19 protein-coding genes are annotated in these 24,965 nt (G+C 42.5%); 7 read left to right on the forward strand and 12 right to left on the reverse strand.

Annotated elements, in window-relative coordinates; all coding sequences use genetic code 11:
- Positions 1–48 precede the first annotated feature (48 nt).
- The 9 genes from N773_RS0102040 to N773_RS19620 all read right to left on the reverse strand — a co-directional run bounded on the left by N773_RS0102040 (position 49) and on the right by N773_RS19620 (position 12,426).
- Entirely contained in the window at positions 49–1,803 is a 1,755-nt protein-coding gene (locus N773_RS0102040) for a Na/Pi cotransporter family protein (protein ID WP_024856209.1), read from the reverse strand.
- A 9-nt stretch (positions 1,804–1,812) separates the two neighbouring features.
- The gene (locus tag N773_RS0102045; protein WP_024856210.1) at positions 1,813–3,117 is read right to left on the reverse strand and encodes a sensor histidine kinase; all 1,305 of its coding nucleotides are present in this window, start codon (positions 3,115–3,117) and stop codon (positions 1,813–1,815) included.
- A 1-nt stretch (position 3,118) separates the two neighbouring features.
- Entirely contained in the window at positions 3,119–3,787 is a 669-nt protein-coding gene (locus tag N773_RS0102050) for a response regulator transcription factor (RefSeq protein ID WP_024856211.1), read from the reverse strand.
- Positions 3,788–4,088: 301 nt separating this feature from the next.
- A complete protein-coding gene (locus tag N773_RS0102055) occupies positions 4,089–5,729 on the reverse strand; it encodes a hypothetical protein (protein ID WP_024856212.1) in 1,641 nt (546 codons plus the stop codon).
- Between the two features lie 376 nt (positions 5,730–6,105).
- Positions 6,106–6,666 (reverse strand): DUF6630 family protein, encoded by a 561-nt coding sequence (locus tag N773_RS0102060; protein ID WP_024856213.1) that lies wholly within the window; start codon positions 6,664–6,666, stop codon positions 6,106–6,108.
- A 136-nt stretch (positions 6,667–6,802) separates the two neighbouring features.
- Complete coding sequence (locus tag N773_RS23240; protein WP_278245321.1) at positions 6,803–7,282, reverse strand: ATP-binding cassette domain-containing protein; 480 nt, start codon at positions 7,280–7,282, stop codon at positions 6,803–6,805.
- Entirely contained in the window at positions 7,257–8,528 is a 1,272-nt protein-coding gene (locus N773_RS0102070) for an ABC transporter transmembrane domain-containing protein (protein ID WP_024856215.1), read from the reverse strand. The genes N773_RS23240 and N773_RS0102070 overlap by 26 nt, the downstream gene beginning before the upstream one ends.
- A gap of 209 nt (positions 8,529–8,737) precedes the next feature.
- Positions 8,738–10,330 carry a leucine-rich repeat domain-containing protein gene (locus tag N773_RS21005; protein ID WP_024856216.1) on the reverse strand — a complete coding sequence of 531 codons (1,593 nt, stop codon included), beginning with the start codon at positions 10,328–10,330 and terminating at the stop codon, positions 8,738–8,740.
- A gap of 494 nt (positions 10,331–10,824) precedes the next feature.
- Complete coding sequence (locus N773_RS19620) at positions 10,825–12,426, reverse strand: glycosyl hydrolase 53 family protein (protein WP_242840343.1); 1,602 nt, start codon at positions 12,424–12,426, stop codon at positions 10,825–10,827.
- Positions 12,427–12,698: 272 nt separating this feature from the next.
- On the opposite strand from N773_RS19620, the gene N773_RS0102090 reads away from it, so the two are divergent.
- A complete protein-coding gene (locus tag N773_RS0102090; protein WP_024856218.1) occupies positions 12,699–14,945 on the forward strand; it encodes an immunity 26/phosphotriesterase HocA family protein in 2,247 nt (748 codons plus the stop codon).
- Positions 14,946–15,052: 107 nt separating this feature from the next.
- Here the strand turns inward: N773_RS0102090 and N773_RS21010 are convergent, their stop codons facing one another.
- Positions 15,053–17,548 carry a glycoside hydrolase family 11 protein gene (locus tag N773_RS21010; RefSeq protein ID WP_024856219.1) on the reverse strand — a complete coding sequence of 832 codons (2,496 nt, stop codon included), beginning with the start codon at positions 17,546–17,548 and terminating at the stop codon, positions 15,053–15,055.
- Positions 17,549–18,224: 676 nt separating this feature from the next.
- On the opposite strand from N773_RS21010, the gene N773_RS0102100 reads away from it, so the two are divergent.
- From N773_RS0102100 to trxA, 3 genes are read left to right on the forward strand one after another with little or no spacing between them, the layout of a single operon-like run.
- Complete coding sequence (locus N773_RS0102100; protein WP_278245322.1) at positions 18,225–18,473, forward strand: 4Fe-4S binding protein; 249 nt, start codon at positions 18,225–18,227, stop codon at positions 18,471–18,473.
- Positions 18,470–19,069 carry a 4Fe-4S binding protein gene (locus N773_RS0102105; protein WP_024856221.1) on the forward strand — a complete coding sequence of 200 codons (600 nt, stop codon included), beginning with the start codon at positions 18,470–18,472 and terminating at the stop codon, positions 19,067–19,069. The genes N773_RS0102100 and N773_RS0102105 overlap by 4 nt, the downstream gene beginning before the upstream one ends.
- 48 nt (positions 19,070–19,117) lie before the next feature.
- Positions 19,118–19,426, forward strand: a complete 309-nt coding sequence (gene trxA / locus N773_RS0102110; RefSeq protein ID WP_024856222.1) for a thioredoxin — start codon at positions 19,118–19,120, stop codon at positions 19,424–19,426.
- Here the strand turns inward: trxA and N773_RS0102115 are convergent.
- Positions 19,415–20,077, reverse strand: a complete 663-nt coding sequence (locus N773_RS0102115) for a Crp/Fnr family transcriptional regulator (RefSeq protein ID WP_024856223.1) — start codon at positions 20,075–20,077, stop codon at positions 19,415–19,417. The genes trxA and N773_RS0102115 overlap by 12 nt on opposite strands.
- A 25-nt stretch (positions 20,078–20,102) precedes the next feature.
- Between N773_RS0102115 and N773_RS0102120 the strand changes: the two genes are divergently transcribed.
- Both N773_RS0102120 and N773_RS0102125 read left to right on the forward strand, forming a co-directional pair.
- Positions 20,103–21,773, forward strand: coding sequence for an FAD-dependent oxidoreductase (locus tag N773_RS0102120; RefSeq protein WP_024856224.1), 1,671 nt, complete (start codon positions 20,103–20,105; stop codon positions 21,771–21,773).
- 350 nt (positions 21,774–22,123) lie between these two features.
- On the forward strand, positions 22,124–23,224 hold the full coding sequence (locus N773_RS0102125; protein WP_024856225.1) for a TraB/GumN family protein: 1,101 nt from the start codon (positions 22,124–22,126) through the stop codon (positions 23,222–23,224).
- A gap of 410 nt (positions 23,225–23,634) precedes the next feature.
- Here the strand turns inward: N773_RS0102125 and N773_RS21015 are convergent, their stop codons facing one another.
- Positions 23,635–24,204: a sporulation initiation factor Spo0A C-terminal domain-containing protein gene (locus tag N773_RS21015; RefSeq protein ID WP_024856226.1), complete on the reverse strand. Its 570-nt coding sequence runs from the start codon at positions 24,202–24,204 to the stop codon at positions 23,635–23,637.
- 242 nt (positions 24,205–24,446) lie between these two features.
- Between N773_RS21015 and N773_RS0102135 the strand changes: the two genes are divergently transcribed.
- Entirely contained in the window at positions 24,447–24,959 is a 513-nt protein-coding gene (locus N773_RS0102135) for a hypothetical protein (protein ID WP_024856227.1), read from the forward strand.
- Positions 24,960–24,965: the final 6 nt, after the last annotated feature.

A 24,965-nucleotide genomic window follows, 5' to 3' on the forward strand; every position in this document is an offset into this window, starting at 1 on the left:
AAAAGTCAATACATGGCGTAAATGGCAAATCATAATGGGTAGCTGTTTTTAGTTCTCTGCCAGCCTGTATTTCTGTCCGTAAGCAGTATAGTTTTCAATAAACTGCGGAGTTCTTTTGGCTTTCAGCGCAGTCATATATTCGTGATTAAGGAGTTTTGCCTGTCCTATCTCGATTATGGATACAGCTACATTGGAGCAGTGATCGGATACTCTCTCGCAGTTTATTAGCAGATCGGAGAGATATACGCCAAGTTCGGGACTGCATTCGCCTGTACGAAGTCTGGAGATATGCTTATCACGTATCGTGGCTGTCAGGTCATCGATTACTTCTTCCAGCGGTTCAACAGTCATTGCAATATTGGTATCCTGCTCGGAAAATGCCCTGACAGTTATCTCCGATATCTCGGTAAGTGCAGCAAACAGTGTGGCAAAATCAGCTCTCGCACTGTCAGAGAAGTTCTGATTATTCTGATTCATCTCCGCACCTATCTCTATCATGTTTATTGCGTGGTCGCTGATACGCTCAAAATCGCCTATACTGTGGAGAAGTTCGGTTACGGTACGGCTGTCCTCATCAGTCAGGTTGCGTGATGAAAGTTCCAGAAGGAATGTTGACAGCTGGTCTTCCATGACATCAAGTTCCTGTTCCTTCTCCTCAATGCTCACAACGCCTTTCTGCGTATAATTGAACATCGCTGACAAGGCTTCATGCAGTGCCTCCATTGCCATAACTGCCATTTCCTTTGTCCTCTCTCTGCACTGTGAAGCTGCAAGGGGAGGGTTTGCAAGCAAACGCTTGTCGAGAAGTACCTCATCTTCTTTTTCTTTTGAGTTGGGTATAAGCTTTTTAGCAAGCTTTACAAGTTGATTTGAGAACGGCAGCAGGATAACTGTGGTCATTATATTGAATACGGAGTGTACCCCTGCTACCTCAACAGCACCTATGGGCTTATCCACAAAGCTGAAATTGAACAGTCCGTTTGCAATGTAAAACAGGGTCAGACAAACGATAGTACCGATGATGTTGAAAGACATATGCACGGCTGTTACTCTTTTGGCGTTTTTGTTTACACCGATAGAGGAAAGCAGAGCGGTCACGCAGGTGCCGATGTTCTGTCCCATGATGATGGGTATAGCCATACGATAAGATATAGCACCTGTCATAGCAAGTGCCTGTAAAATACCTACTGAAGCCGCAGATGACTGTATGATACCTGTGAACAGTGCACCAAACAATACGCTGAGTATCGGATTTTTGAATGCGATAAGCATATCCGAGAAGCCTTTGGTCTCAGCAATGGGAGATACTGCATCTTTCATAAGCTGCATTCCGTACATCAGCACTGCAAATCCCACCATTATGGTACCGATATCCTGTCGTTTCTTTTTCTTGCTCATCATCAGCATTGCTATACCGATAAGGGCAACGATAGGCGCGAAGTTTTCGGGTTTCAGCATTGAGATGGCGATGTTGTCGCTTTTTATACCTGCGGTACTGAGAAGCCATGCGGTAAGCGTAGTGCCGATGTTTGAACCCATGATAACGCCCACAGTCTGCTCAAGCTCCATGATACCCGAATTTACAAGTCCCACAAGCATTACTGTCATAGCAGATGACGACTGCACTGCGATGGTTATGCCTGCACCCAGTGCCATGCTCTTGACAGGATTTGAAGTCATTTTTTTCAGCGTGCTTTCAAGCTTGCCGCCTGCGACTTTTTCAAGGCTTTTTGACATAACGTGCATTCCGAAAAGGAAGAACGCCAGTCCTCCGCATAGTGTACATATCGAAAAAATATTCATAACTGTCTCCTATCTGAAATTTACACTTATTGTTGTCCCGACTCCCACAGTGCTTTCTACATCTATCTTTGCTCCGTGGCGGTCTGCTATATGCCTAACTATCGACAGTCCGAGACCTGTTCCGCCTTTTGCGCGGCTGCGGCTTTTGTCAACACGGTAGAAACGCTCAAAAATACGCGGGATACTTTCTTTCGGTATACCAATACCCGTATCGGCTATGATGAATTTTTTATCCTCGATGGTAATGTCGATATTGCCGTTTTCACGGTTGTACTTTATAGCATTGTCGATGAGATTGTAGATAAGCTCGGTCAGTTCGGTATGATTGCCTTTTACAGTTTCGGAAGTTCCGTGAATAGTGATACGAACACCTTTCTTTTCAGCCTGCCCTGAAAGTCTTTCCTTACATTCCTCTGTAACAGCGGCGATATCAACCACATCGTCCAGTGACAGTGAATTAACTGTATCAAGCTCTGACAAACGCAGTATATCGCTGATAAGCATTTGCAGTCTTGCGGTCTCTGTTCTGATATTTCCCGCAAACTTTCTGCTGTCTTCTCCCTGTGCCATGCCTGTTTCGATAAGTTCTGCATAACCCGATATGGAAGTCAGCGGTGTTTTAAGCTCGTGAGAAACATTTGCCGTGAATTCCTGTCGCATAAGTTCCTGCGAGCTTCTTACATTTTTTATTTCCTCGGCAAGAGGGATTATCTCGCTGTATATCCCCATTTCTTCGGGCGACTTGTCCTTTTCGATCATTTCGGGGATGCGTTTAAGCGGTGCTATAAGCTTGTCCGTAAGCTTCACGGAAACGAACATTGATACCAATATGATGCAGATAGTTACAATGAGTATCAGCAGCATAGAGCGCTCAAACAGCCTGAATATCGAATCTGAACGGATAGATACACGCAGGATATTGCCGTCATCGAGTTTGACTGCGTAATAGTAATCTTCCGTTCCGATAGTGTCAGAATAACGTGTATCGCTTCCTGTTCCGTTTTCAATGGCTTCGATTATCTCGGGGCGGTCAAGGTGATTTTTCATATTTACAGCATCGGCGTCACTTTCGTACAATATCGCACCGTCTTTTTTGATAAGCGTGATACGGAAGTCTTCCTGTGTGAAACGTTCAAGTTCATCGGGAGAGCTTATCTTATCATAGCACTGTGCAACGATATTACATTCATGTGCCAGATTTTCCTTGACTTCCTTATGAAAAAATCCGTAGCATACAAAAGTAGTTATAACGATACCGATTATGGCTGTGACTATCCCCATATAGAACAAGCTGAATTCGATTTTTCTTTCCATATCACTCGTCCTTATCCAGCTTGTAGCCTACATTACGAACTGTCACGATATATTTTCCGTATTCTCCCAGCTTTGCCCTGAGTGTACGGATATGCACATCAAGAGTTCTTCCCGTGCTGTCATGTCCCCATATCCTGTCAAGTATATCATCACGCCTGAGCACTATCTTCGGATTTTCCATGAACATTTTCAGCAGTTCAAATTCCTTATAAGTAAGCTCTATTGTTTTTCCATCTAAGATGACATCTCTTGTTTTTTCAGATATCGTCAGCTTCTCGAACGTCAGCCGATCTTCTGTATTCTTTGTTATTCCCCTAAGTCTCGCCTTTACACGGCTGACCATCTCCATTACCCCGAAAGGTTTGCACATATAATCGTCAGCCCCAAGGTCTAGCCCCTTTACGCGGTCAAGCTCTGTGGTCTTTGCAGATATGATAATAACAGGTATTTTTTCGTAAATAGCATTACAGCGAAGCTTTTTCAGTATCGTAAGCCCATCATCATCGGGAAGCATTATATCCAGCAGTATCAGGTCGGGTATCCTGTTTTCCAGCGCTTTATAGAAACCCTCGGAACTCTCAAAGCTCATAACTTCAAAATTATTTTTTTCAAGGGCATAGCTTTCGAGCTCCCTGATGCTTTCTTCATCTTCAACTATATATATAAGCACTTAATCACGCCCCTTTAATAGAAAGTATATCATATCAATGTAAACTTGAATAGTATCGGTATGTTAAAATCAGGTTAAATAAAAGAGCAAATTACATATAAAGATGATTTGCTTTGATGTGAATATTCTTCTTTGCTATTCTACTCCACCGATCGGGACAAAACAGAGTGTTATTACATTCTGTTTGTATATTATCATTTCCATTTGTTGATATCAGTTGTAAAGAGAAAGGCTGCGTAACCATACGGATCACGCAGCCTTATTTTAAAATCTTAAATATCTCTTTTTGTTCTGTTTTGTATCAATTTACAGAAACCGTAACAGCGTGCGCGGGAGCCTGTGCAGTCACCCATTTGCCGTTTATCTTGGCTACAACAACTGTCTTGTAAGTGCCGCTCTGTACCTTAGGTGAAGTCCAGGTGAGAACATTGCTGTCGAGCTGCTTAACGATCTGCCACTTGTTAGCAAGGCAAACTGCTACCGCGTATTTCTCAGCGCCCGGAATTGCTTCCCACTTGTAACCGATTTTTCCATTTATCACTTGTGTCCTGAAATTTGGATAGCAAGAAGCTTCCTTCGGATCAACTGTTACAGCATTTGAGAAGTCCTTTATCCACTGTCCGTCTGCCTTAGCGACAACTGCAACTTTGTAGCTGGTGCCTGCTTTAAGGTTTTTAAGTACATAAGATGTACCCTTGCCGTGATTGAGAAGCTGCCATTTGCCGCCTATGAATCCTGCAACTCCGTATTCTTCTACGCCTTCAACTTCTGTCCAGCAGAGTTTGACTGCGCCCTCGCCTTTTTCATAGGATATGGTCGGTGCAGTGTAAGTAAGCTTTGGCAGAACTACAATACAGTTGTTCTCCCATGACTCATCGTTGACGGTCACTGTCGCAACATAGCTAATGAAGCCTGTTCTGTTGTAGGTGGCTGGATATATTTGTTTTTTTGTTACTACAGCGTCTTCATCGATCGCCTTTTCGCCGCATCTATTGCACTTAACGATAAGGTGGGCGGATGTATGATCATCGCTCCATGTCCATTCCGGACTGTCCATGTCGTGACCGAGTGCTTTGACGATGGTATCTTCATAGCTGATCTCATTCACAAACTTTTTGTCGGAATAGTATTTGTAACTGGACGTATTGTACCAGTATTCGATATTTCCGTCCTTGGTGCAGGTAGGTTCATTAGCAATATAATGTATGGTCCTGTTGAATTCGCTGATATTACCGAAATCTATTTTCAGCGATGTGCTCAGCTGGCAATTTCCATTAAGGTCTTCATAAACAGTCATTATACTGTAACTTGGTTTTGCACCCGGATAAACAACTGTCGATTTGCAAAGAAGCATATGATTCATTCCCGCTACTAACTGACTTCCTAAATAAGCTATCGGACGGACATCTACACCTCCGCGGCCGTCCATCGCCTTATTGAAAGCCGCAAGAACATCTTCGTGGGCTGAAAGCGAGGTATCGCCGTCATTGACAGAGTAGCCGCCGGTTGCACCTTCACTTGGGCTGTTCAATACCGTTGTCCTGCCTATGATCTCCGCATTGCCTTTTAAGTCCTCATAGACATATACCAGATGATAGGAAGGCGTAGCATTTGGAGTGATAGGCTTGACTTTGCATAGCATACAGTAATTTGTTCCCGCAACGCACTGTCTTGCCAGAACTGCAACAGGGGTGTATGCAACTCCGTCGAGGTATTTGAGGGCGTTATCCATCGCGGCAACAGCATCGGGATTGCTTTCGGGTGAAGTATCTCCCCTTACGACCTCCCAGCCGCCTGCGACTTGCTCCGAAGCTTCGTGATATCCGTAATTTTCTCCTTTATCCTCCGCATTTGCTGCCAAAGCAGGCAGACAGCCTGCCATGCACATAACAGCGGTCAGACCAGCAAGTGTACGCTTAATGACGTTGTATTTCTTTTCCACTTTGAGTACCTCCGTTTTCATAATATCTTTTTACTACACTGGAATGTTGATGATTTATTCATCTAACATTAATGATTATATAACAGCTTTATTTTTGATGCAAGCATTTTTGCTGACATTTTATATTTTACCGATGATTTTGTTGAAATTAAACATTCATAAAATTGTAAGTTAGGCAAAGGTGACGACTGCCTGAATCGTCAAAAAGCCCTGAATTTCCTGCATTTTCCATCATGGTAGGACAATTGCAGGCAGAAAAAGCAAAAGAAAGATCACAGTTATAGGCTGCGATCTTTTTAAAATCCTGTTATTCTGTTTTATGATGAAATGCAGTATTATAGATTTGATAAAGCGATACAACCATCTGTCATCAGATCTACAAATTTTTAGCATAGTCGATCCTGTGTCCAATACTATCGGCACTATCCTTAATTGTTTTAAACGTTCGGATATCGGTAAGAAAAATAACATAGCTGTCGCTGTCAATATCTATACCTCCTATGCAGAGGTTTCGCTCTTTAAGCTGTCCGTCAAGTTGACTAAGCCAAAGGATAATGTCTTCATCTGAAGAAAAATCTTTCTCGTCAAGTATTATATTTTCGGCGGTAATAGTTTTAAGTTTACCCAGATTGAAAATAAGATCTTCAAGTTCACAGCTGAAATCAAGTTCCGCTGCATATGAGTTATTTATCAGTATATCCACGCAGCCTATCCACATAAGAGTGTCGGGATCGGCATCATTGTGAGATATTCCACGCTCTGAAAACTGCGTTGAATTTTTAACAGCGTATTCCTTAGGTGAGTTTGTACATTCGGAGATCTCGGCAGTGATAGCTTCGTTTTCTTTGCAAATTGTTCTGAAAATATCAGCTATTATCTTAGAATTGTCTTTACTGTCGCTGGATCTGTTTTTTTTGAATTTGTCAAATAATCCCATATCTACCATCCTTTTACACTAATTATCATTTAAAATAAATTCAACTTTATCGGGCAAGCAGAATAGTGATCTTTTCTTTGATTATAAAGCATCGGTTCTGAGAAATTAAGTATAGTATATATGATTATTCAATTGCTTAAACTGAAACAGTCTGTTTATTTTCGGTGCCAGTATTTCCAAAATCGATCACCCTGTCACATATCTCCAACGCAGCAGGACGATGTGTAATGATCACTACGGTCTTATCCGTCATACTTCGCAGATTATGGAGCAAGCGTTTTTCGGTATGCTCGTCGAGTGCTGAAGTTGCTTCATCAAGGAGCAGTATCGGACTATCCGAATAGATCGCCCGTGCTATGGCTATCCTCTGCATTTGTCCCTCGGAAAGACCTGTGCCACGCTCGCCCAGCTGTGTATCGATCCCGCATTCGAGCTCGGATACAAAATCATCAGCACAGGCAATATGTAAAGCCATGTTGATACGCTCATCATTTTGCATATCTGCTTTATCGGCGAAAGAAACGACCTCACGGATAGTACCCGACATCAGCTGATTACCTTGCGGAACATAGGCGAACAGCCTGTGCCATTCAGCTGATAACGTTTTTTTTGCCATCTGTATCGATTAGATAATGCTCGCCGCTGTCAAGCCGATAAATACTCATCAGCAGTTTAAGCACTGTTGATTTGCCACAGCCGCTATGCCCCGTGAACGCAACATATTCGCCTTTTTTGATATCAATGCTGATATTTTTCAAGATTATCGGCTGATTTTCTTTTGACAGATCTTTGATGCTGTCAACCGCCGGATAGTAAGTGAAATCGGCGTTTTTCAGACCGAATGACCTAAGTTTATCGGTATAGTATTTTTTGACCGTATCAATATCCGGTGCGGATTTTTCGCTGTCATCGGAGAAGCCTTCGATCTCCATAAGCCTTTCTGCACTCGCTGTCATAGCGTAGAATCTCGGAAGATAACCCGTAATATTCGCAAAAGGTGCTTGGATCTGAGAAATCAGCTGTGTTATCGCAGTCAGTGTGCCATAGCTTATAGTGCCGAGAAGAATGCCGTAACCACAGTAGCCCACACCAAATAGGTACATTCCGTTCATAGCTATCCCAAAGCCGATGTTACAGAGATTTGAGAAGCGGTTTTTCTTCATTCGTGAGGACTGGTGCTCCTGCATTTTGGTGACTGCTTCGACTTCTGTCTGCTGTTCGGCAGCAAAAGAACGTATTATCATCATACTGCCGATATGCTCCTGCAGGAAGATACGCAGTTTTCCGTCGCGCTCCTGAACCTGCTTGTGGAGTTTTTTGAGCACTTTACGGAAAGCATAGGTTAAACCGATAAGCAGAGATCCACACGGCAGGAGAACGCAGGCAAACCGCCAATCCAGCACGATCAGCATAATTACAGCACTTATCATCTTCACGATCATTCCCACCAGACCCGGGAGTATCTCGACATAGGCATTTGCAACTACAACAGTGTCATTTGTAAGTCTGTTCAGCCATTCGCCAGAATGGACGGCGTTTACGCTGGCAAAGTCCTTATGCAGGATATTTCTCATTAACCGAGCTTTGAATATATTTTCAAAAGTTGATTTAGACAGCTCATTCAGCCAACGCAGGACAGCTTTCATTCCTATCTGTGCCAGCACCAGAAGTACGGTAATAATAACATAATTACGGAAATCCGTCTTGTTATGAGCAGTTGCGTTGTCAACGATATTCCGAAGCAGCAGTGCATACATAACACCGCATGCACCGAGAATAGCTTGCACAAGCATAAGCGCGAGAATATACAGCTTTTTATTTTTTGGTACGGCATAGAGCCACTTTATTGCGCTATTATTCATTTATTGTTTCTCCGGTAAATGCAGTATCAACGGCAGACAGCCGAAGCTGCCTGCCGTCTGATGCGTGTTTTTTGTATCATTAATTAATCTTCAATATCGTCTTCCTGAAAACCGTCAGATGCAACAATGATATCTATGGTTTCAAATTTTATTATCTCCATTTCAGGTTTCTGCCATTTCTTTTCCATTATTTATTCTCCAATCGTTTTTTAGTTTAACGAAGCAGAAGTAAATACATCTGTATATGCTTCATGTGATCCGTTTTTGTCCATATATTTGATATATCCGCGAACATATACTGCCTTATCTGCATTTGCAGCACCGATCGTTAAGTTGATCTTGTATGTACCTCTTGCAGTTGTCAGAGCGGTGTAATGCACATTGGTGTCCGTAGTGGAAATTGTCGGTTCACCTATAACATAGCTTCTTATAATAGCGGCACTTTGAAGTGTACAACCCTTTGGCAGTTCCCAATCGTATGTGAATGATACCTTATTCTTGCCATTTGTAAGAGCCTGTCTGTTAGAAAGATTCATAGTAAGAACAGGCTCTGCCGCAACCTGATCATCAGTATATCTTGCTTCAATGCTCATATCACGGGTAGCATAGAAGCAGTAAGTTTCAGAACCGCTGACTTTATTTTCAGTACCTGTTTCATACCAGCCCTCAAAATACTTACCCGCGGGTACCTGTGCGACAGCCTTTACCTGAACACCGTATCTATACTGCTTTTCAGTACCGTTGACAGTGATGTTAATGCAGGTTTCCTCGCTCTTGGTGCTTTTGTATTCAATATCGTTATAAGTCACGGTGGCAGTGAATGTTCTGAAACCGCCATTGTCAACGACATTAAGTGTCGGCTGTTCGTCGGGAGTTTCGATATCACCGCAGTCCTTGCACTTGAATTTCACGGTAACATCATAGCTGTCGTCTTTCCTTATCCAGGTCCACATAGGTGAAGATTCATCGTAGGTGTGAACTCCTGTTGCGGGGATCATCCATGAGTTTTCGTCTATCTCGGTATAAGTATCTCCGCTTTTGCTGTAATATTTTCCGTTCGAACCTTCGTAATACTCGCTGTTTCCGGATGTGGTGCAGGTTGCATCTGCGGCGGGAACCAAAGCAAGTGTAACGTTTGGCAGGATAGTTAAATTACCACTTCCTAGTGCTGTATTAGAAAGGTCATATGTTCCTTTTGAATCATTATACTTTAATCCGGATGGGATGATAGTATTCAAGTTGCTACAGCTAACAAAACAACTACTGCCAATAGTAAGAGATGATGTAATCCTGTCTTCAAAACTAACGGTCATAAGATTTGAACATCCCTTAAATGCGCTACTACCAATGGAAATAACAGAATTCGGAATGTAAATAGAATCTAATGCAGAACAATCCTTAAACGAAGAAGAACCGATACTTATAATAGTGTTCGGAATAGTAACATTATTTAACTTACTAAATTTATAAAATGAATAATTACCTATTTTGGTGACACCTGAGTCTACAACTATTCTTGTGATATTATTTATATTATTATACCACGGAGGTCTCGAAGTTGTATTATAATCCGCCATAGCCCCTGTTCCGGTAATCGTAAGCACGCCGTCGCTGTCAAGCGTCCATCTAACTTCGGATTCATGACCGGTTGTACCGCAGTTTCCCGATGAACTAACCGTTGCAGCATTCGCCACAATAGCCGTGCCTCCTGTCAAAAAGCTCCCTACGTTTGCAGGCACAGCGCCTGCTACAAGAGCCAAAGCCAGCATACCTGCTGTAACTTTTTTCAATGTGTTGTTCATAAGCTCGGTCCTCCTCATTCAAATGTTTTTGTAATTGCCGTATTACATTAAAAGCGCACCGCAAAGAGAACCTATCTCATTGAGATACGCTTGTATTAACATATAAGAAGAATACAAGTAAACACCGAATGTAAAAGCATAACACGTTTCGGCATACCTGTCATCTCTTTACGCGTTAATTAATAGTTCAATTTATATTTCTATTTTAGACATTATAGCATATATGTTCATAATTGTCAAGCAGACATACATTTATAGTGAAATGGATTTAATGATTTGAAATAATAGTAAGTAAATTATTGAGCGCAGTATATCGAATAAGCTGTTGTTGATCTATGAAGATGAATTTCATAAATGCTATTTAGAAACTTAATTTCTGCTATAAAAAGCCCCCTTTTGCGATAGCAATTCGGAATATCTCTATCATACCAAACTGCCTGACAAAAGGGGAGCATTTAATATATTGAATATATTTGTAAAAGATCAGCTGTATATCACTTTATGGTAACAGTCACAGCATTTTTGATTGCGTTTGCGGTATCCCATTTTCCGTTTACTCTCGCTGCTACTGCGACTCTATAAGACTTGCCGGGAGCAAGGTTCTTGGGTGAAGTATAAATGGTGTTGGTGATATTCTGGGTCTGTATCCTCCATTTTCCAGCCAGATATACGGCGATTCCGTATCTGTCAGCACCTTGAACCTTATCCCATGTAAATCTTACCTGATGATAATCTTTGCTGTATGAAACTGTGATGTTTGTGGGGTATGTGATGGTATTGTCATTATCTAGGTCTTTCGGAAAGAATGGCCTCTGTTTTTGGGGATAAATGCGGGTGAATACATCCAGTGAATCGAGAGGATAGCCATTAAAATCAAACAACGCCTGATTATCAAAGGACGAACCGCCTGCTGAAGTCACATCGTGATCGTACTCTGATGCATAAGATGATGCCCAGCCTGAACCGTATCTGTCCCAGTTATCTCTCTGCTGTGACTGCGAGATACCACTGACGCCCAGCCATGCAGGTTCCCAGTAAAATACGCCTATACCTCTTCCCTGACAATTTGCAATAGCCTGAAATGCATCTGTCAGAGATTCTGTCTGCCCATCAACGGATATATCATAGCTGAGATTAACACCTGTAGACCATTTGGAAATTGTATTTCCGAAACCGTCACCGTCCTCGGATGTATACGGATAAGCTGTTTCAGCGATCATAACATATTTGTTGTATGTATTGCCAATCGTACTCAGTACGTTGGTGAGATTTTCCGTTGTGCCATGCCAGTATGGGTAGTAAGAAGTTGCAAAGACATCGTAATCAAGATTGCATTCGTTCATTATCTTTGCATACCAATAAAAGTGATCTACTTTAGCAGGATTTGCAAAATGATGTGCGATCAGAATATTTCTGTCAAAATCACGCACTGCCTTGTCACCGCTTGCAAAAAGCTCACATATTTTGTACATATCTGTTTCGCCGCAGAAGAAGCAGTTGGTCTCATTGCCCACCTGCACCATACCTATATCGCCGCCGGCTTCCGTGATAGCAGTCAATACCCATGTCGTCCATTTGTATATCTCTCTCGAAAGGGTATAGTGATCGTGAGTTGCCCAGTATTTCGGGCGTGTCTGCTTGGCAGGATCTGCCCAGAAATCGGAATACTGAATGTCCACCAGCAGCTTGATACCGTATTTTGCAGCACGTCTGCCGATCTCGCAGGCAGCATTAACATCGTTGTTTCCGCCTCCGTAGCCGTGACCTTTTCCGTCATTTGGTTCGTTCCAAACACGTACACGGATGTAGTTTATCTTGTGGTCGTGGAGCACGCGGAAAATATCTTCTTCTTTTCCGTTATCATCATGGAAAACGACACCCGCCTTCTCTATCGAGAGAATTGAGGAAATATCAACACCGCGTATCGGTTCACCGTCATTGACAGCTACGGGAAAAGAATTGAAAATGACGCTCTTGTTATAAGTTGCAGCTGACGATCTCATTATAAATGCAGAGGATGTCAGCATCATAACAGATGCAGTCAGTCCCGCGCATACTTTTACTGCGCGCTGAAATATTTTTGTCTTCATAACCATCTAATTTTTCCTCCCTATAATATTATTTGGTATAATCAAATAACCATTTTAGTATTTTTATTATATCATCTTTTCACTCGCTTGTCAACGTAATCCGGTTGACAGACGAGATACGGAGCATATTGAAAATATGGTGCAGTATGTTAGGGGGATAACCATGATTAATTATTTTTTCATTCCTTTTCAAGTAAAATCCTGTTCAACAGTTCGCATAGTTCTTGACATAAATAACACATTTTGCTATACTTATCTGTAAAAAGGAGGTCACAGCTATGGTGGATAAAAAAGCACTGACATTATTTAAGAAGTATTATCTTTCTTACAAGTCAGATGGACAGCCCTCGGAAGCTGACATTGCAGATGCGGTCAAAAGCGGTGTATTTGTACCTGATTCCGAAATGACACACGATGAGATCGTAAAAGCTATCAAGGAACTATCAGAACGTATCTCTCTTGAAAGTGCCGCAAAAGCTTTTCTTTATAGTCTTTCAAGCGGAGATATGCGCTACCGTTCAGCTGTGTCATCTCTTATATGGGCTAAGGCTCTGACTGAACATAAGTTTGTATCTAACGGCGTTGAACCCGGTGGCTGGCGCAGTCCTATGTGTATCGTGTGTGGCTGTACCCACGGACTGGAAGCAAGTGAAATGATCGACTGGAATAAGTTCAATGTTTTCAGATATCTTTCGCCCAAGCATTACGGCAGAGAACCTGATTTCACTAGTCCTGAATATGTTCTTAACGATCTGCGGGAATTTGAAAAACTTCCTGCCGTTGAACCATGCGAAGATGATTACCGTATACTGAACGGTATATTTGCCTGTGTAAAAGAAATGAAGTCCCACAATATGGATACAGCCCTTGTTTCCGAGATACGCAGGCAGAAATTCTTCGATGCTACAGGCAACGCAATACACTGTATATTGGGTATACTTTCGGTATGCGGTATATTACAGAGCGATGAGAAAAAGGGATTTCTTTATGAATTCACAAACAGGGACGAGCAGGGCTTCGGGCGAGACGGCCTGACATTCTTTCCGCTGAATTTCTGGCGCGGAAAGTTCGGCGTGAACTATGATGCGGTAGATAAGATTTTCGGATGTTTATGCGGTGATAAGCTCTCACCTGAAAAGGCAGCTGCTCCCGAAAAAAAGGAGAAAGATGTACCAAGTAAGAGAACGGCTTCAAAGGCAGAACAGTATTTCAACGACGGCGTATATACCATAACGCTTACCAATGACGAGCGAAGATATCTGGCTCTCGATCCTCTTGATGAATCATGGGAAACTGAGACATTGTACAGCGTTACTTACTGCACACAAAAACGAACGGTTATTTTCTATGAGGGAAATACTATCTTAAAAGTGATATATGAGGAATATTCGATAAACGAAGATGGTTCCTGCAAGTGTAAAAGCTACAATGAATTTGATACAAAGCTCGAAACTGATAATAGAACAATGCTTCTTCCGCTGACTTCAAGGGGAAGAGCGAAGCCTGTGACTCCTACAAATATCATGGCTGTGAAGCCTTTCGGGTGTGATTTTTATATCTTTCTGCAAAAGGGCGAAAGCAGAATTGCCGCACGTAATCTGAGAAATAATCAGGAGATCGCTGTGGGCGAAAAAGAACGAGTAAGAAATATCCTGACGGATGAAGATTTCCATGAGTTCATGCAGTACTATATGTCCACCTGCCCCGATAACTATTTTGAGCGTATTGCTGAGATAAGGAACATGAAACATCAGACGGTGAAGTTCAGGGCAGGCGATATTTTCCGCTGTCAGATCGACCGTGAGCACTACACCTACGGTTTGATAATCGGAAAGACACGGGATATCGAGAAATGGGACGAACTGCCGAAGGAGCACTCTTTCCGACATCTTATGACTCAGCCTATCATAGTGCGTATGTACGACTTTGTTACTGCCGACAGTAATATGACAGCAATTCAGCTGGCAGATATTTCCCTTCGTCCGCCCGAGATATGCTCAGACGGTGATATCATCTGGGGCAGACATAAGATCATCTGTCATAAGGAGCTTGTGCCGGATGATATAGAGTTCTGTATACACCTTACACGTATCGTCGTAAAAAACAAACATATAACACCTTTCACAACTGAGCTGTTTATGAGGGAGGATGAAAAAAATGGCAAAAAGACACGCGAGCCTATGTCGCTGTACATCGAATGGGGCTTTGTATCAATGGAAATACCCTGGGCAGATGCCCCGGAAAATATAAGGGATATGATGAGCGAGCGCAGCTGGAGCAACGGCGGAGTGTCACTGGGTATAAGCGGTGCTTACTGCGGCAAGACCCTGACTCAGATACTGCAAAAATATCCAAGAAATATATTGGGCGGAGATCTCCATTTTCCCGAAAACAGGGAACGACTTGATATGGTCATGAAATTTCTGGGTCTGCCAAAAGGTTCGGGATATGATGACTTTGCAGAAAAATACGGCGGGATAACAAGACAGACGTACATCGAACTTATCTGCAATCGAAGCAAATGATATTTATAGTATCGTTATATATTTAGCTTCCACAACAATGTGAATATATATGAAAAAGCCCTCGGAACAATCCCGAGGGCTTTAATCGTTATTCTATAGTAGAAATTTTACTGTCCTTCATGGAAGAAAGAGGGAAGTGCATCGTAAACATAGTGTCTTACGTAGCCCCACCAGTGTGTTTTGCCTGATGCAACAAGGAAGTAGAGATTACCCTTGGAGAAATCAGATGTGTATACAAACTGGCTCATCTTCTTCATTTCATTTATCTGAGGATTTACGTTGGGATATGCTATATCGTCAGAACCTGTTGCTGCGAAGATGAAGTACTGATTCTTCTGGAGACCGGATCTGTCTATTGCATTTGCTATAGACTTAGCCTTGTCGTAACCGGAGTTTCCATTCCAGTGGTCGCCGCTGAGAGGCATGAAGTAGCCGACGATGTCAAGGCAGTTCTCCATTACAGCCCATGTTGAAACGCCACCCATTGAGAATCCGCCGTATGCTCTGTGCATTCTTGAAGCCTGAAGCGATGACTGTGAAGTATTTTTGCCTGCATAGGTAGAATATTTTCCTTCAACGAAAGGAACAACGCTCTGACGGAACTCGTTGTAGAATTTGCCTGCCTCAGTCTTGTTGAAGGTAGGTGTAACAACGATCAGAGGATCGAGTTCGCCGTTCTTTATCATGTTGTCGAAGAGATTCTGCATCATTGTATCGTCCTGATAGAACAGAGTATTCTCATTCTCTCCGCCGCCGTGCATCAGGTAGAAGATGTTGTACTTCTTGCTGCTGTCATAGCCGTAAGGCAGATATACGTTAAGTGAGTTATAACCGTTGATGCCGTTATAGGATTCCTTTACTACCTTACCTTGCTGTGAGCAGCTGTTGAAGTAGTAAGAAGGAGCTTCCTTGAACTGCATATTTGACTGATAGTTATAATTCGATGTTGTCTGCTGCTGGTTGTTGTTACCGCCGTTATTCTCGTTGTTGCCGCTGCTATTGCCTGAGTTGGAAGGAGTATGATACTCGATGTTGTTGTTAGCTCTGGTAGTTACTGTTACGTAGTTTTCCAGAGCGCCTGCAGTATCCCACTTGCCGTTTACTCTTGCAGCGATAGCTACCTTGTAAGACATATTGGGTGTAAGATTCTTAGGTGTAACATAAGAATTGCCGGAGATGTTAGAAGTCTGAACTCTCCACTTGCCTGCCAGATAAACTGCGATGCCGTACTTGTCAGCGCCCTTTACCTTGTCCCAAGTGAACTGCAGCTGCTTGTACTGGCTGCTGTAAGCAACCTTGATGTTTGAAGGAACAGTTGCGCTTGTGCTGCCTGTACCGCTGGAAGAGCTGCCGCTTGCGGTGTAGCCTTTGTTAGCGATGATAGCTCTGTCAACATAGAAGTCGCACAGGCTGTCGGGAGCTTCAACATATACCTTAACGTTGGATGCACCGGAAGGAATTGTGAAGCTTGTGTTCTCCAGCTTGGTCCACTTGCCTGCTGTGCAGGAACCCTCAGCTATCTGAGTGTAGTTGGTGGTACCGCTCTGGTCATCATACTGCATAGTCAGCTGAAGAGTAGTACTTTCAGTAGGATTTACCATTGTGCTGAAGCTGTAAGCGCTGCCGGGCTTGAAAGTAGAGGTGTTAAGCTCCATCTCACCGCCGTTCCAGTTATCAGTTCTGCCGCTTACATACAGGGACTTGCTGCCCTCATAAGCAGTGGAAGAAGATGATGTTACGCTTGCAGAACCTCTGCCGGTCCAGTAATTGGTGCCGTTCTCGAAAGTAGCGGAGTACAGTGTGCCTTCGATCTCAGGGGTCTCAGGCTCTGGATCGGGAGTGTAGCTACTGCCGCCCTCACGCATTTTCAGAGTAACGTCAGCCTGACCATCGGACTCCCAGCCTTCAACGTTGAAAGCTACTTCGTACAGGTTGCCCATCTTCATGCCCATGGACTCCCAAGCCTTGAAGTGCTCGGAAACGCTGATGGTACCCTTGGTTCTCAGGTTCTGACGGATGCTGATGTACTGTGTGAAGTTCTTGTTGCCTTCAATGGTGTAAGAATTTCTTGCACTTGTATAGATCTTATATACGCTGCCGTCGATAGTAGCCTGACCCTTGTACTGTGCAGTAGAATCCTGTGCAGGTGACCAGTTCTTCCAGTCCTCGATGATGTAGTACTCTACCAGAGGATTCTGTGCCCAACCATAGATACAGATTCTGGAGTTACCGGATGAACCTGCGGACCAGCTGCAGTCGTAATCGCAGTAGAAGTCGCCATAATCCTTATAAGTCTTAGGATTGTTCAGACCCCAGTACAGACCACGACGAGCAAGGAAGTTACCTCTTGAGCCGTTAGGACCGCACTTCCATGATGTGCTGAAACCGCCGTCATTGTCGTGCAGTGTCATTGTAGAAGAGTTGGGGGTATCTGCCTGCCAGATCTCATGATGGTAATCATTGTACCAGCCCACTTCCTGTGTGTGAGAAGGGCTTGTTGTGAGCACCTTGGCAGCTGATGCAGAAATTGATGAAACGATGGGTGAAACCATCATCATACCTGCAACAAAAGCACTTGACAGACGCTTTGAAACAGTTTTCATAAACAAATTACCTCTCTTTCTAAAAAATATAAAACTATAAATAGATACCAACAATGATACAGCACATTGACCCTTTTGTTCAAATGTTAATTTCCGTATCATTTGATTATATTTTATAATTTTTTAGTCATTGGTTCTAATCAAATTTTGCTCATTGTGATATAGGTGATACCAAAAATTGCGATTTCACCTTTAGTGCATCAACTGTTTACTTTTTAAATTATAATTATCGCAAATCTTTTAATTATTTTAGAGATAAGCATTTAACGCATAAAAGTCCTGAATTGCGCAACTTCACATGATTGATAGTATAGAAACGTATGTTTGGATATAATAATTCACCTGATATTAATGCAATTTTTTTGTCAAAAACATAACATTTTTCGCGCTAATATTGAGAAGTTTACAGTCGTACATCATACACGAAATATTAGTTGTTTTCCGCTGTCCGGAGTCCATGCGAAGAATAGACTGATGGTTTGCAGTAAGTTATTGAATAAATGCAGCAAAAACGATTATTGGTAGTATGATATTGGAGAATTCAGTGTATATTACAAAAACCAGTGTTAGATTTTGGAAGATTCGGGAATGGAAATTTATTAATATTTATGTTATAATCATAACTGAACAGCTGTTATATCGCAATTTTTGATGTATTGTCAATTCAAATGTGACTTTGTCACAGAAATGCCGCGCCCGATCGGATATAATATATCTCGGAGGCGATGATATGAAACGAAAAGCTAACGTAAATACAGAGCTATGTGTGGCTTGCGGAAGCTGTGTGAAAGTTTGTCCGAGATCTGCAATAAGTGTCCCTGACGGTGTGTTCGCTGTGGTTGACAGCGCTCTTTGTGTCGGATGTGGAAAATGTGCGAAAGAATGCCCCGCGAGCATTATTGAGATCGGGGGCGATATAAAATGATACAGCGTAAAAAATGGTATGATCATCTTTGGATATTTTCTATGACATATCTGCTGCTGGGTTTTGTGAATATACTTTTTGCCTGGCTGGGTATGATCTGTTTTATCACACCGCTTGTTATCTCAATCAGTCACGGAACCAAGGCTTACTGCAACAAATACTGCGGCAGGGGACAGCTGTTTACGATGCTGGGAGGAAGATTTGGTCTGTCACGAAAGCACGATATGCCGAAGTGGATGAGGTCGAAAGCATTCCGTTATGGATTTCTGATATTCTTTTTCACAATGTTCTTTGTGATGCTGTGGAACACTTATCTTGTGTTTGCAGGAGGACGTCCGCTGTCGCAGACAGTCAAGCTTATCTGGACATTTAAGGTGCCCTGGCACTGGGCATATCACGGTACGCTGTTCTCCGATGGAGTGGCACAGTTCGCATTTGGTTTTTACAGCATTATGCTGACTTCAACAATACTCGGTTTTGTGACAATGCTCCTTTTCAAGCCGCGCTCATGGTGTGTTTACTGCCCTATGGGTACCATGACACAACTTATCTGCAAGGCAAAGAACGCGACAAAGTCACATACCGCAGGGGAATAATTGTGTATAATTAAGACACAATAAAACAAACAGAAAGGAAGTATCACTATGGCAGTAATTAATGTAACAAAGGAAAATTTCGCTGATATCGTAAACAGTGCAAAGCCTGTTCTTCTGGATTTTTACGCAACATGGTGCGGACCGTGCAAGATGGTATCGCCGATTGTAGAACAGATCGCGGATGAAAATTCGGAATTCACCGTGGGCAAGATCGATGTTGATGAACAGCCTGAGCTTGCAGCGCAGTTCGGTGTTATCAGTATACCGACTCTTGTTGTTATGAAAAACGGCAGAGTTACCGCACAGGAAGTTGGTTTCAGACCAAAGCCCGTTATACTCGATATGTTAAAGGGCTAACTTTCGCAGACGTTCTTTATCAAGGATACGCACGCCCTTTCGAGATACTTCGACAATTCCCTCAGATACAAAGTATTTGAGCATACGTGAAACTACCTCACGGGCAGAGCCGATATACTTTGCGATCTGCTCCTGAGTGAGAGAGATAGTATCTGAGGAAGTTCTTGCTGATTCATCGTGGAGAAATATGGCAAGACGTTTGTCCATACTCATGAAAAGTATCTGCTGCATTACCCACATAACATCGGAAAAGCGGGATACAGCAGTCTCGAGGGCGAATATGCGGATAGCGGGATATTTTTCCGACATTTGCTTGAATGCTGTGCCGCTGAGGACGATACATTCGCTGTCCTCTTCGGCATCAACAGCCACATCGAATGTGATGGTCTGTAAAACACAGGAAGCTGACAGCATACACATATCCCCTTTGTGAAGACGGTAGAGGGTTACGTCCTTGCCGTCCTCTGATAGAATGTATGCACGCAGACTTCCCGAACAGACAAAGAATGCTCCCGAGCAGTCGCTGCCACTGTGGAGATTTGTTCCTTTTGCAAATGTCTTTTTATACGAATTTTCACAGATAAAACTGCGGTCATTATCGGATAAATCATCCCAGAAAGGGAAAACTTTCTTGTAAACACTTTCAAACATAACAACTATCCTTTCGGAGGTATTTATGAAAACTGTAATTATTGGCGGCGTTGCGGGCGGTGCTTCCGCAGCCGCAAGACTTCGCCGTCTGAACGAACAAGACGAAATAATAATTATTGAGCGTGGAGAATTTATCTCCTTTGCGAACTGCGGTCTTCCTTATTATATAGGAGGAAAGATCGCCGACAGAAAAATGCTGACTCTGCAGACTCCCGAGAGTTTTAACAGGCGTTTCAATATTGATGTCCGTATCAGAAACGAAGCAGTGGAGATCGATCCCGGGGCACATATTGTGAAGATACGCAATGTTGATTCTGGAGAGACTTACGAGGAAAGCTACGACAGGCTGATACTTTCTCCGGGTGCTGAGCCTATACGTCCAAATATCAAAGGCATTGATCTGCCCAATGTTTTCACCCTGCGGAATATTCCGGATACTATGAAGATAATGGATTTTATCAAAACCGAAAAGCCGAAGAAAGTAGTTATCGCAGGCGGTGGATATATCGGAGTTGAAATGGCTGAAAACCTTGTTGATGCAGGGTTGGAAGTTTCTGTGGTCGAGCTTGCAGATCACCTTATCGCGCCCCTTGATCTTGATATGGCGGCTGACGTTCATCAGTATATCAGAAGCCGAGGGATAGGGCTTTATTTGGATAATGGCGTAAAAGAGATCACCGAAAACCGAGTGATTCTTCAGAAGGGTAATATCGATGCTGATATGGTGATAATGTCTGTGGGTGTAACCCCAGAGACGATACTTGCAAAAGACTGCGGAATGGAAGTCAACAGCAGGGGAAGCATCATTGTAAACAGCCATATGCAGACAAGCATTCCAGATATTTATGCTGTGGGTGATGCAGTGGAAGTTCGTGATTTCGTGACGGGCAGGGGAGTCTTCATTCCACTTGCGGGACCTGCCAATAAGCAGGGACGCATTGCAGCTGATAACATTGCGGGCATACCATCGGAATACAAAGGAACGCAGGGTTCATCAGTGCTTAAGCTGTTTGATATGACCATCGCTGTTACGGGACTAAACGAAAAGCGTGCAAAAGAATCAGGCATCGAATTTGATAAGACCTACACCTATTCGGCATCTCACGCAAGTTACTATCCCGGTGCGGAGAACATGTCTGTTAAGGTGCTGTGGGAGAAGAATACACACAAGCTGATAGGTGCGCAGATAGTGGGCTTTGATGGTGTTGACAAGCGCATGGATGTTCTTGCTGCGGCGATTCGTTTCGGCGCAAAAGTTACTGATCTTAAAGAACTGGAACTCTGCTATGCGCCGCCCTTCGGAAGTGCGAAAGACCCTGTGAATATGGTTGGTTTCGTTGCAGAAAATATCATAAACGGTACAGTGAAGCAGTTCTTCTGGCATGATGTTGGATCCCTGCCTCGTGACGGAAGTGTCACTCTGCTTGATGTTCGTACCAAGACCGAAGTCGCACGAGGAATGATAGACGGATTTATAAATATCCCGCTGGATTCTCTCCGTGGAAATCTTGATTCTATCCCGAAAGACAGACCGGTGTATGTACATTGCCACAGCGGTCTGCGCAGTTATATCGCTTGTCGGATTTTGTCAGGCAACGGGTACGACTGCTATAACCTTGCAGGGGGCTGGAGGCTTTACAGCTCGGTTATCAGCTCTCAGAAGGTTAAGGACTATATTTGCACCGAAGATAAATAATTCCATATTCGGTAGGTTAATTATATCATTTTGATCAGTGATATGTCAAGAAGGTATTGAGTCGGTGATCTCCCGATATTTGTGCTTATCTATATTAAAAAGAGTTTTGCTTTTATGTAAAGTAAAGCTCTTTTTGTTATATTTTCTTGATGTAATGATGTACAAATAATAAGCTTAATCACTTAAATACAGAGGTCAAATATAACAATCATTGTGTTGGTTAAGTGAAATGTCATTTCAAATCATTGACATATGATGAAAGTAATTGTATATTATTAAATGTTTGTGTGTAAAAACTATTAAACGAAAGATACTTATCATGTATCGTTATAGGAAAGGAAAATTTGAAAATGAAAAACAAGACTCTCATAGCAGCAATTGCTTTTGTGATGGCATTTTCATGTGCATCATGCGGAAAAAAGGAAGATGATTCTTCAAAGGCTGATTCCAAAGCAAAGGAAACTCCTGTTGATACTGTGGTAACAAGTGATGAAGATATCACCGAAACTACCCCTGAGGAAACAGTTGAGACTACCGATCAGGAAACTGTTGAAAATCAATTCGGTACTACAGCTGATATCAATGACTTCATTGATACTAAGGAGATCGACCCACCCATGTGGAAAGTTACCGATCCCGAAAGCGGTAATTCAATGTACCTTTTAGGTACTATTCATGTTTTGCCTGCGGATGTTTCCGATTATCCTTCAGATCTGATGGATATTTACAACAGCTGTGATTCTATCGCAGTTGAGTATGATGTAACTGCTTTGCAGAATGATATCAACGCTCAGATGGAGTATGTAAAGGGCATGACATATTCTGACGGAACTACTGTTAAGGATCATATTTCCGAGGATACCTACAACAAGGCAAAGGATTATTTCACAAAGATAGGTGCATACAGTGAGATGCTTGATCAGTACACTGCAGGTTACTGGATAAACCAGCTGAACACTGTAATGCTTCTGCGTCTTGAAAATCTTGAACTTTCAGGAACAGATGCATATTTCATAGGCAAGGCACAGGAAGACGGCAAGGAAGTTATCAATATCGAAGATATATCCATGCAGACAGAAGCTCTCACCGCTTATACAGATGAATATGCTGATTATACCATCAAAGATCTGATCGATGATATCGACGATATAGACGGATTTGCAGAGGATTTCGGCGACCTCTTTGATAAGTGGGCTAAGGGCGACGGCGAGATAGCAAGCGAGACTGAAGAGGATATTGCTGAGATACCCGAAGATCTGCTGGATGACCATGATGCTTATAACAAGGCACTGCTTGAGAATCGCAATCAGTATATGGCTGATAAGGCATCGGAATATATCAAGGCTGGCAAGAACTGCCTGTTCATGGTAGGCGCTGCTCACTATTCCGGTGATAACGGTGTTGACAATCTTCTTGAAAAAATGGGCTTTACTGTTGAAAAGATCGGCTGATATTAAACCGGATAGCATGGTAAATATTTACTTGTAAATATAATTTCACTAATGCTGATAAAGCATCAGAATGAAAAACTATTATATACAATAAAACTGTATAATAATTATACATTAAAAACTCACCCGTTAACAGTTCAAACTGCTGACGGGTGAGTTTATTTGTATGAAAACGAATTCCGACCGTTCATACACAGATAGTGTTTTAACCGCTGCGTTTGTTCAGGAAAAGGCATTTTCCGAACTTAGTGCATCAGATGAAAAAGTCGTTTTAATCATCCGCCCAGACATCGCGTCTGCACTTTTCGTTTATTGAAGGTCATAGCAATGACGTTATAGGTGTAGTATTTTTATCGTGTGCGTCCAAATTGGTGCTTCCTGAACGTCCGGCTTTTTTTGATTTTTCGACTTCAATAAAACACACGCCTGATAGTATCCGCACATTCAGCTATCAGTTCCTGACATTTTGGGCGTTGTATCGGTCTTCTGAACATTGCACGCATTGGTGTCGGGTCCTCGGAATAGGCTTTGGTTATGGCGTGGCGTATGCTTCGTTCTACGCAGGACATATCAACGCCGTATTTTTGAGCGATCTCAGGATAAACATCCTTGCTCAGGCAATAAAGCTTATCCGGTTTTACAACACACATTACTATCGATTCGGCAAGATACAGATATCCTTTCAGTGCACGGGATATTCCCAGGGAAAGTATGGTATCTATTGTCATATCCTCTATTTTTCTTTCCAGCGGGGTAGAAACGGTCATTTTTATGTAGCTGTAGAGTGTCTCCTCACCGTATCCGGAAGGCATTTCGTACCTAACCCCACAGTGTATGGGCTGTTCATTTGAACTTTGCAGTACGAATGTATAGTCCTGCACTTTGAGTACAGTACCATTTGCAACAGCATTTATATTTTCTTTCTTTAATCTGTCTGCAAGCTTTGCCGCGAGCAGTTCTTCTTTTTCTTCAATGATCATACTTCATCCAAACCTTCCTTAATATTTTTACATTGATCCAATATTGCATCAAGTGCATAATTGATCATATTTGACAAAGTACTTCAAATATGGTAAAATAATATACATATTAATTTTTAATGAGTAAGTTGTACATCCCATAGGTGAAATACGCAGCTGCATGATTAATTATACAGGATTACTGGGCATTATTCAATGAAATGATCTTGCAAGTTTCCTGCAAGTTTTTGAAAGGATAGTGTATGGAAAGAACATTAAGACAAAGGATCAAAACGATCAAAGAGATAAAAAATCAGCACGGTATGTCTATTCCGCAGATACAGGACATAGTTGCAGATCATGGCGGGTATGTATCGCCGCGGACGATGTATGACATTTTTGCTGACGGTTCTGAGGAAAAGAATTTTCATTATCAGTCCATTGCACCGATATATGAAGCGCTGATAGATGTTTATGGCGATGATTATTCCTCGGATGATGTCATGGCACTGAAACAGATGCTGAAAGATCGCAATCGTCAGATAGATGATCTTCTTGTTCAGCTCGAAAGCAAGCAGGACGAATTTGACAAGCGTCTTTCGGTATATGAGGAACGCAGAAAAGCATATGAACGTTCCATATCTCTGCTTGAAAAGCAGCTCGATCAGCTTGACAGACTTCTTTTCGACCGCGACAGAATGTTGCAGCAGCTGCTTGATGCTTATCTGCAGAACGGTGGCGCGATGCCGTCGGCTGCAGGAAACTCGGTGGATTGAAATGAG

The organism is Ruminococcus albus AD2013 (genome assembly GCF_000526775.1).
GTDB classification, from domain to species: Bacteria; Bacillota; Clostridia; order Oscillospirales; family Ruminococcaceae; genus Hominimerdicola; species Hominimerdicola alba_A.

Coding starts and splice junctions, on each gene's coding strand:
- N773_RS0102040 (WP_024856209.1), bottom strand. CDS start 1,803: ATGAATATTTTTTCGATATGTACACTATGCGGAGGACTGGCGTTCTTC.
- N773_RS0102045 (WP_024856210.1), bottom strand. CDS start 3,117: ATGGAAAGAAAAATCGAATTCAGCTTGTTCTATATGGGGATAGTCACA.
- N773_RS0102060 (WP_024856213.1), bottom strand. CDS start 6,666: ATGGGATTATTTGACAAATTCAAAAAAAACAGATCCAGCGACAGTAAA.
- N773_RS23240 (WP_278245321.1), bottom strand. CDS start 7,282: ATGGCAAAAAAAACGTTATCAGCTGAATGGCACAGGCTGTTCGCCTAT.
- N773_RS0102070 (WP_024856215.1), bottom strand. CDS start 8,528: ATGAATAATAGCGCAATAAAGTGGCTCTATGCCGTACCAAAAAATAAA.
- N773_RS21005 (WP_024856216.1), bottom strand. CDS start 10,330: ATGAACAACACATTGAAAAAAGTTACAGCAGGTATGCTGGCTTTGGCT.
- N773_RS19620 (WP_242840343.1), bottom strand. CDS start 12,426: ATGGTTATGAAGACAAAAATATTTCAGCGCGCAGTAAAAGTATGCGCG.
- N773_RS0102090 (WP_024856218.1), top strand. CDS start 12,699: ATGGTGGATAAAAAAGCACTGACATTATTTAAGAAGTATTATCTTTCT.
- N773_RS21010 (WP_024856219.1), bottom strand. CDS start 17,548: ATGAAAACTGTTTCAAAGCGTCTGTCAAGTGCTTTTGTTGCAGGTATG.
- N773_RS0102105 (WP_024856221.1), top strand. CDS start 18,470: ATGATACAGCGTAAAAAATGGTATGATCATCTTTGGATATTTTCTATG.
- trxA (WP_024856222.1), top strand. CDS start 19,118: ATGGCAGTAATTAATGTAACAAAGGAAAATTTCGCTGATATCGTAAAC.
- N773_RS0102115 (WP_024856223.1), bottom strand. CDS start 20,077: ATGTTTGAAAGTGTTTACAAGAAAGTTTTCCCTTTCTGGGATGATTTA.
- N773_RS0102120 (WP_024856224.1), top strand. CDS start 20,103: ATGAAAACTGTAATTATTGGCGGCGTTGCGGGCGGTGCTTCCGCAGCC.
- N773_RS0102125 (WP_024856225.1), top strand. CDS start 22,124: ATGAAAAACAAGACTCTCATAGCAGCAATTGCTTTTGTGATGGCATTT.
- N773_RS21015 (WP_024856226.1), bottom strand. CDS start 24,204: ATGATCATTGAAGAAAAAGAAGAACTGCTCGCGGCAAAGCTTGCAGAC.
- N773_RS0102135 (WP_024856227.1), top strand. CDS start 24,447: ATGGAAAGAACATTAAGACAAAGGATCAAAACGATCAAAGAGATAAAA.